The sequence below is a fragment of the Streptomyces sp. AcH 505 genome (genome assembly GCF_000818175.1).
In the GTDB taxonomy this organism is placed as follows: Bacteria; Actinomycetota; Actinomycetes; order Streptomycetales; family Streptomycetaceae; genus Streptomyces.
On record NZ_JTIY01000001.1, the window covers coordinates 1,084,447 to 1,092,612 of the forward strand.

Annotated in this window: 8 protein-coding genes; all 8 read right to left on the reverse strand. The window is 68.5% G+C overall.

What is annotated here, in order from left to right; all coding sequences use genetic code 11:
• The coding region (locus HY68_RS04970) for a cyclodeaminase/cyclohydrolase family protein (protein ID WP_041984866.1) at positions 1-439 on the reverse strand (439 nt) is incomplete at its 3' end.
• Between the two features lie 19 nt (positions 440-458).
• Entirely contained in the window at positions 459-1,625 is a 1,167-nt protein-coding gene (locus HY68_RS04975; protein ID WP_052457016.1) for a dipeptide ABC transporter ATP-binding protein, read from the reverse strand.
• The gene (locus HY68_RS04980; protein WP_041984868.1) at positions 1,618-2,592 is read right to left on the reverse strand and encodes an ABC transporter ATP-binding protein; all 975 of its coding nucleotides are present in this window, start codon (positions 2,590-2,592) and stop codon (positions 1,618-1,620) included. Before HY68_RS04980 ends, HY68_RS04975 begins: the two co-directional genes overlap by 8 nt.
• Before the next feature lie 13 nt (positions 2,593-2,605).
• Complete coding sequence (locus HY68_RS04985; protein ID WP_041984871.1) at positions 2,606-3,583, reverse strand: ABC transporter permease; 978 nt, start codon at positions 3,581-3,583, stop codon at positions 2,606-2,608.
• Positions 3,576-4,499, reverse strand: coding sequence for an ABC transporter permease (locus HY68_RS04990; protein WP_041984873.1), 924 nt, complete (start codon positions 4,497-4,499; stop codon positions 3,576-3,578). Before HY68_RS04990 ends, HY68_RS04985 begins: the two co-directional genes overlap by 8 nt.
• Before the next feature lie 102 nt (positions 4,500-4,601).
• The gene (locus HY68_RS04995) at positions 4,602-6,245 is read right to left on the reverse strand and encodes an ABC transporter substrate-binding protein (protein WP_041984875.1); all 1,644 of its coding nucleotides are present in this window, start codon (positions 6,243-6,245) and stop codon (positions 4,602-4,604) included.
• 108 nt (positions 6,246-6,353) lie between these two features.
• Positions 6,354-7,280, reverse strand: coding sequence for a GNAT family N-acetyltransferase (locus HY68_RS05000; protein ID WP_041984877.1), 927 nt, complete (start codon positions 7,278-7,280; stop codon positions 6,354-6,356).
• 109 nt (positions 7,281-7,389) lie between these two features.
• The coding region (locus HY68_RS44795) for an oligopeptide/dipeptide ABC transporter ATP-binding protein (RefSeq protein WP_041995184.1) at positions 7,390-8,166 on the reverse strand (777 nt) is incomplete at its 5' end.

An 8,166-nucleotide genomic window follows, 5' to 3' on the forward strand; every position in this document is an offset into this window, starting at 1 on the left:
CGGCCACATCGGTGATGACGTTGCGGTTGCCGATCGGCAGCAGTTCCTCGGCCAGCGTGACGGCCACGTCGGCGACGACGATCACCTCGGCCGGCGGTCGGCCCGCCCCGACCAGGGCCGTGGCGATGGCCGCCGAACGGGCGGCCTTCTGCTCGTCGTCCGCCCTGGGCAGCCGGTAGGCGTCGGTGACGGCGGTGAACGCCACGGCGTCGTCCTGCGCCAACTGCAGCGCGGCGGCGCGCAGTTCGTCGGTCTCGGTGATGATCCGCTCGACGGTCGCCCGGTCGGCGGCGTACTTCTCACCGGTGCTGTAGCGGGCCACCATGCCGAGCAGGGCCGCCGCCTGGGCCGCGTGCAGGGCGGCCGAAGCGCCGCCGCCGGGGGCCGGGACCCGGTCGGCCAGCCGGTCGAGGAAGTCGCCGATCGTCTCGTCACGCATGCCCGGAATCCTCCCACGCTCACCGGTCGTCGGGACGCTCGGTCCACGTACCGGGCTCCGTACCCGTACCGGGCTCCGTGCCGAGTTCCCGCCACGTACCGGACTCGCTGCCCGCGCCGGGCGCCGCCTCCCGGCCGCCGTCCGGTTCCGGTTCCGGGCCCGTGACCGGGACGATCTGCTTCTCCTCGGCGAAGTGGCACGCCGAGGGGTGCGACGCCGGGCCCGTGTCGTCGCGGAAGACCATCGGGACCGCCAGGACCGGGTCCTCCACCGCGCACTTCTCCTGCGCCTTCCAGCAGCGGGTACGGAAGTGGCAGCCGGACGGCGGGTTCGCCGGTGACGGCACGTCACCGCTGAGGATGATCCGCTCGCGGTGCTCGCGCGCCGTCGGGTCCGGCAGCGGTACGGCGGAGAGCAGCGCCTGCGTGTACGGGTGCGTGGGGTGGTCGTAGATCTCGGCGTCCGAACCGATCTCGACGACCCGGCCCAGATACATCACGGCGACCCGGTCGGAGATGTGCCGCACGATCGACAGGTCGTGGGCGATGAAGACGTAGCTCAGCCCGAACTCCTGCTGGAGCCGCTCCATCAGGTTGATGACCTGCGCCTGGACCGACACGTCGAGCGCCGACACCGGCTCGTCGGCGACGATGACCTCGGGTTGCAGCGCGAGGCCGCGCGCGATCCCGATGCGCTGGCGCTGGCCGCCGGAGAACTGGTGCGGATAGCGGTTGATGTACTCCGGGTTCAGGCCGACGACGTCCAGCAGGTCCTGCACCTTGCGGCGCCGGTCGCCCTTGGGCGCCACCTCGGGGTGGATCTCGTACGGCTCGCCGATGATGTCGCCGACGGTCATCCGCGGGTTGAGCGAGGTGTACGGGTCCTGGAACACCATCTGGATGTTCCTGCGGACGGTCTTCATCGCGCGCCCTGACAGCTTGGTGATGTCCTCGCCCTTGTACCGGATCGTGCCGGCCGTCGGGTCCTCCAGATGCACCAGCATCCGCGCCACCGTCGACTTGCCGCAGCCCGACTCCCCCACCACACCCAGGGTTTCGCCCTGGCCGAGGTCGAAGGAGACGCCGTCGACGGCCTTCACCGCGCCGACCTGTTTCCTGATCAGGATCCCCTGGGTCAGCGGATAGTGCTTGACCAGGTCCCGTACTTCCAGGATGGGCTCAGTCATCGAGGGTCTCCCTCCAGAAGTGGCAGGCGCTCCGCCGGGTCGACGACACCTCGTAGAGCGGCGGCTCGTCCGTCCTGCACACGTCCTGGGCGCGCGGGCAGCGCGGGTTGAAGGCGCAGCCCGGCGGGATCCGCAGCAGGTTGGGCGGCAGGCCCTTGATCGCGTAGAGGTCCTGGCCCTTCTGGTCCAGGCGCGGGATCGAGTCCAGCAGCCCCCGGGTGTACGGGTGGGCCGGTGCCTTGTAGATCTCGTGGACCGGCGCGGTCTCGACGATGCGGCCCGCGTACATCACCGCGATCTTGTCGGCGACGTCGGCGACGACACCGAGGTCGTGGGTGATCAGGATCAGCCCCATGTTCAGCTCGCGCTGCAACTCGGCGAGCAGGTCCATCACCTGGGCCTGGACGGTCACGTCGAGGGCCGTGGTCGGCTCGTCCGCGATGATCAGCGAGGGTTCCAGCGCGAGCGCCATCGCGATCATGATGCGCTGGCGCATACCGCCGGAGAACTGGTGCGGATAGTCCCCCACCCGCTGGTGGGCGGCCGGGATCCGGACCCGGTCCATCAGCTCGACGGCCTTGGCGCGCGCGTCCTTGCGGGACATCCCCCGGTGCACGATGAACATCTCGCCGAGCTGGGCGCCGACGCTGAGCACGGGGTTGAGCGAGGACAGCGCGTCCTGGAAGATCATCGCCATCTCGGAGCCCCGGATCTTGCGCCGCTCCTCCTCCTTGAGCTTCAGCAGGTCCTGGCCGTGGAAGACGACCTCGCCGCCGGTGATCTTGCCGGGCGGTACGTCGAGGATGCCCATGATCGCCTGGGCGGTGACGGACTTGCCGGATCCCGACTCGCCCAGCACGGCCAGGGTCTCCCCCTCGTCCACCTGGTAGCTGACCCCGTTGACCGCCTTGGCGACGCCCTCGCGGGTGTGGAACTCCACGTGCAGATCGCGCACTTCGAGCAACATGGGACGCAACTCCTCAGCGCAGCTTGGGGTCGAGGGCGTCGCGCACCGCGTCGCCGAGCATGATGAATGCGAGCACGGTGACCGCCAGCGCGCCGGCCGGCCAGAGCAGCATGTGCGGGGCGTTGCGGATGTACGGCGACGCGGCCGAGATGTCGATGCCCCAGGACACGGTCGGCGGTTTGAGCCCCACGCCGAGGTACGACAGCGTCGCTTCGAGCGAGATGTACGTACCGAGCGCGATGGTCGCGACGACGATCACCGGCGCGATGGCGTTGGGCATGATGTGCCGGACCAGCAGCCGGGTGCTCGAAGCGCCGAGCGCCCGCGCGGCCTGCACGAAGTCGTTCTGTTTGATGGTGATGACGGAGCCGCGCGCGATCCGGGAGATCTGCGGCCAGCCGAGCAGCACCATGAACCCGATCACCGGCCAGACGGTGGAGCTCTTGACCACGGACAGCAGGACGAGCCCGCCGAGGACGACGGGAATGCCGAAGAAGATGTCGGTGGCCCGGGACAGCAGCGAGTCGGAGATGCCGCCGAAGAAGCCGGCCAGCGCGCCGAGGAACGAGCCGATGAGGGCCACCCCGACGGTGGCGCAGACGCCGACGGTGACCGAGGCGCGCGCCCCGTACACGGTCCTGGTGTAGACGTCGCAGCCCTGCCCGTCGAAGCCGAACGGGTGTCCCGGCTGGGAGCCTTCCTGCGCCTTGCCGAGATCACAGGTCAGCGGGTTGCGGGAGGCGATGGCCTGCGGCCAGATCGCGATGATCACCAGGAAGAGGATGACCAGCGCCGAGATGATGAAGATCGGGTTGCGCCGCAGGTCGCGCCAGGCGTCCGACCAGAGACTGCGTGGCTTGTCGTCCGTGCCGCCGCCCTCGGGGCCTTCGCCCTGTACGGAGCTGCCCTCGCTCATGGCGAGGTCCATCGTGCCCCCGGCACCTGTGCCGGCGATGGCTTCGTTCGACGGTCGGTTGGGATCTTCAGGCATACCGGATCCTCGGGTCGAGAACGGCGTAGAGGAGGTCGACCAGCAGGTTCGCCACCAGGAAGACGATGACCAGGACGGTCACGAAGCCGACGACGGTCTGGGTGTTCTGGCGCACGATGCCCTGGTAGAGCTGGTAACCGACGCCGTGGATGTTGAAGATCCGCTCGGTGACGATCGCGCCGCCCATCAGCCCGCCGATGTCGGTGCCGATGAAGGTGACCACCGGGATCAGCGAGTTGCGCAGCAGATGACGGACGATCACCCGGCGCCTGGGCAGCCCCTTGGCGATGGCGGTGCGCACGTAGTCGGAGCGTCTGTTCTCGGCGATGGACGTACGGGTCAGCCGGGTGACGTACGCCAGTGACACGGACGCGAGCACGAGCCCCGGCACGATCAGCTCGTCCAGCGGGGCCGACGTGGAGACCGAGGGGTTGATGATGCCCCAGTTCACGCCGAGCACGAGCTGCACGATCAGACCGGTGACGAAGGTCGGTACGGAGATGACCACCAGGGTCAGCAGCAGGACGCCGGTGTCGACCGGGCGGCCCCTGCGCAGCCCGGTGATCACGCCGAGCGTGATGCCGATGATGATCTCGAAGACGATCGCCACGACGGTCAGCCGGATGGTGACGGGGAAGGCCGAGCCCATCAGGTCGATGACCTTCTGGCCGTTGAAGGCCGTGCCGAAGTCACCCTGGAAGAGATGGCCCATGTAGGTCAGGTATTGCTGCCACACCGGCTTGTCGAGGCCGAATTCCTTCTTCAGCTGCGCCACGGTCGCCGGATCGCAGGTCTTGTCGCCGCAGAGACCGGCGATGGGATCGCCCATGACGTTGACCATCAGGAAGATCAGCAGCGTCGCACCGATGAACACGGGGATCATCTGGAGCAGACGCCTGATCACATATCGTCCCATGGAGGACTCCGGGGATCGTGGGGTGCGTGCAGAGCCAGGACGACGCCGGTAACGGCCTGCGGCCCGGCGCCAGTGGTGGGCCGGGCCGCACGCCGTCCGGCGTCAGTTGACCTTGATCTCGTTGTAGACCGGCACGCTGAACGGGTTCAGCGCGACGTTCGACAGCCGGTCCGAGTACCCGGCGCTGCCGTTCTGGTACCAGAGCGGGATGGCCGCCATCTGGTCCCTGACGACCTCTTCGGCCTGCTGGAACAGCTTGACCGCCTTGGTCGTGTCGGTCTCGGCGTTGGCCTGGTTGACCAGCTTGTCGAACTTCGGGTCGGAGAACTTGCCGTCGTTCGATGAGGCGTTGGTGAAGTACAGCGGCTGCAGGAAGTCCTGGATCAGCGGGTAGTCCATCTGCCAGCCGGCCCGGAAGGGACCGGTCATCTTCTTCTGGCCGATCTGGTTACGGAAGTCGGCGAAGGTGCCGACCGGGGCGCCCACGCACGTCTTGCCGCTGCCCATCACGTTGTTGATGCTGTTGCAGACGGCGTCGACCCATTCCTTGTGCGAGCCGGTGTCCGCGTTGTACGAGATGGTCATCTTGCCGCCGGGGATACCGCCGCCCTGCTGGATCAGCTTCTTGGCCTGCGCCGCGTTGAAGTCGCACGCCGAGCCGCAGAGCCCGGCCTTGTAACCGCCGGCCGCGCCGAGCACCGGCGAGGTCCAGTCGGTCGCGGGGGTGCGGGTGTTCTGGAAGATGGTCTTGGTGATCTGCGCGCGGTTGATCGCCATCGACAGGCCGGTGCGCAGCTTCGCCGAGTTCGGACCGTTCCACTTCTTGTCGTAGAACGGGAACGCCAGCGTCTGGATGATGCCGGCCGGGGTGTTGATGTAGCGCCCCGCCAGGTCCGACTTCACGTTCTTGAGCTGCGCGGCGGGCACGTCGTCGACCAGGTCGAGGTTGCCGGCCGTCAGGTCGGTGTAGGCGGTGTTGTTGTCCGTGTAGACCTTCAGGTCCACGCCGCCGTTCTGCGCCTTGTCGTCGCCCGGGTACTTCTTCCAGGTGCGCAGCGACATCTGGGAGCCCTTGGTGTACTTGTCCACCGTGTACGGGCCGTTGCCGACGGGCTTGGAGAGCCAGGCGGAGTGGTTGCTGAAGAACGCCTTGGGCAGCGGCGCGAACGCCGCGTAGCCCAGGGTGTCGGGCCAGGTCGAGAACGGCTGCGACAGCGTGGCGGTGAAGGTCTGGCCACCCGTGATCTTCAGCCCCGACATGGTGGTCGCCTTGGGCTGGCCGGTCTCCGGGTGCACGTCGGTGTAGCCGGCGATGTACTGGAAGAACGACGCGTTCTTCTGGTTGTTCTTCAGATTCGCGCCGTAGTTCCAGGCGTCGACGAAGGACTTCGCCGTGACCTTCTCACCGTTGCTGAACGTCCAGCCGTTCTTGACGGTGATGTTGAAGGTCTTGGAGTCCTTCGTGGTGATGCTGGAGGCGAGGGCGTTCTCGGCCTTGGCGGTCTTGGGGTTGTAGCGCTTGAGACCCCGGAAGATCATGTCCAGGACCTTGCCGCCCTGCACCTCGTTGGTGTTGGCGGGCTCCAGCGGGTTCTGCGGGTCACCCCACGAGGCGCTCAGCACCCCGCCGGAGCCGCCACCACTGCCACTTCCGCTGCCGCTGTCGCTGTCCCCGCCGCAGGCCGTCGCGGTCAGCGCGACGACCACCGCACAAGCGGCCCACTTGGCGTGTGTGGCTCCACGCATGGAGTGCCTCCCTTTCAGGCCCAGATCTCACTTGAACCCAAATACACCCCATACGGTGTCGAACCGCACTTTCTTGAGGGCTGTACGAGTCACAGCCCTCGGGACGGGTCACACCGGCACGATCAGCTCCCAGGTGTCCACGGCGAAGTGCAGCCGCATGCCGTTCGCCTCGTAGAGCTTCAGCGCGCCGGTGGCGTTCTCGGTGTCGACGCCGAGGCCCACGGTCTCCCGGCCGCGTCCGGCGAAGGCGTGGAAGGCGTGTCGCAGCAGGAACCCGCCGATCCCCCGGCCCCTGGCGTCCTTGACCACACCGAGGTTGGGGATCCAGCCCATCGACTCCCGCTCGTTGCCGCCGATCAGCACAGCCGCGTCGCCGATCCCCTCGGCCGCGGCGATCCACACCAGCGACCAGTCGATCCGGTCGCCGCCCTGGTGCTCCAGCCACTCCTCGTAGCCGCGCGGCTGGTGGTCGAAGTGGTCGGCGAAGGTCAGCTCGCACAGCTCGTACGCGACGCGCCGGTCGGCCTCGGCCGTACAGTCCCGTACCCGTACGCCCGGCGGCGGGGTCGGCGCCGCGCCGAGGGCGGCGACGTCACGGGTCATCACCTGGTAGCGGCGGACCCGGCGCCAGTCGCGCGCCTCGATGACCGCGGTGTCCAGGGTCGGCTCGGTGTTCAGGTGCATATGGACGACGGCGCGCCCGGCGCCGTTCGCGCGGGCCCGTTCGGCGGCCCGTCCCTCCATCAGCTCGAACAGCCGCACCCCCGCGGCGGCGCTGCCGGGCAGCAGATAGTGGTCCATGTCGATGCGCTCGTCGCCGGAGTCGTCCCACATTAGGCCGTAGCAGACGAGCCGGCCGTCCTCGTACGCCAGCCAGGAGTCCTTGGCGAGGTCGACGCCGGGGTGGCCGAGATCGTCCCGCACCTCGTGCAGATCGGTCTCGGGCCGGCCTATCTCGATCACGTCGATCGCGTTGAGCAGCTCACAGATGGCGGGAGCGTCGTCGGGTACGGCGGGCCGCACGGTAAGAGACATGGACGTACTGTCGAGCGCGCCGCACCCCGCCCGCAACGCCTTTTCGCGACGGTGCGCGGGAAAGGGTGCGAACGGGGTGCGGGCGGGCGTCCGTAGGGGCGCCTCTGTGCTACGGCCGGTCCTCCGGCTCCAGGTCCTTCTCCAGGGCCCGCAGCGCCGGGTCGAGGATGACGTCCTCCTCGCGGGCCTCGGTGGTGGGGTCCTCGGGGAAGTGGCAGGCGGTCAGATGGCCCGGCTTGTTGCCGGAGATCTGGACCAGCGGCGGTTCCTCCGTGGCGCACTTGTCCTGCGCCTTCCAGCAGCGGGTACGGAACCGGCAGCCGGACGGCGGCATGATCGGCGAAGGCACGTCGCCGAAGAGCCGGATGCGCTCGCGCTTCTCCACGTCGATGTCCGTCTCGGGCACGGCGGAGAGCAGGGCGTGCGTGTACGGGTGACGGGGCCGGTTGTAGAGGGAGTCGCGGTCGGCGACCTCCACCACCTTGCCCAGGTACATCACGGCGACCCGCTGCGAGAAGTGCCGCACGATCGACAGGTCGTGCGCGATGAAGACGAAGGCGATGCCGAGGTCGCGCTGGAGCTCCTGGAGCAGGTTGATGACCTGCGCCTGGATGGAGACGTCCAGGGCCGAGACCGGCTCGTCGGCGACGATGAGCTTGGGCTGGAGCGCGAGCGCGCGGGCCACCCCGATGCGCTGGCGCTGGCCGCCGGAGAACTCGTGCGGGAAGCGGTTGTAGTGCTCCGGGTTGAGGCCGACGGTCTCCAGCAGCTCGCGCACCTTGGCCTCACGGCCGCCGGGCGGCTTGATGCCGTTGATCTCCATCGGGCTGGCGATGATCGTGCCGACCGTCTGCCGCGGGTTGAGCGACGCGTACGGGTCCTGGAA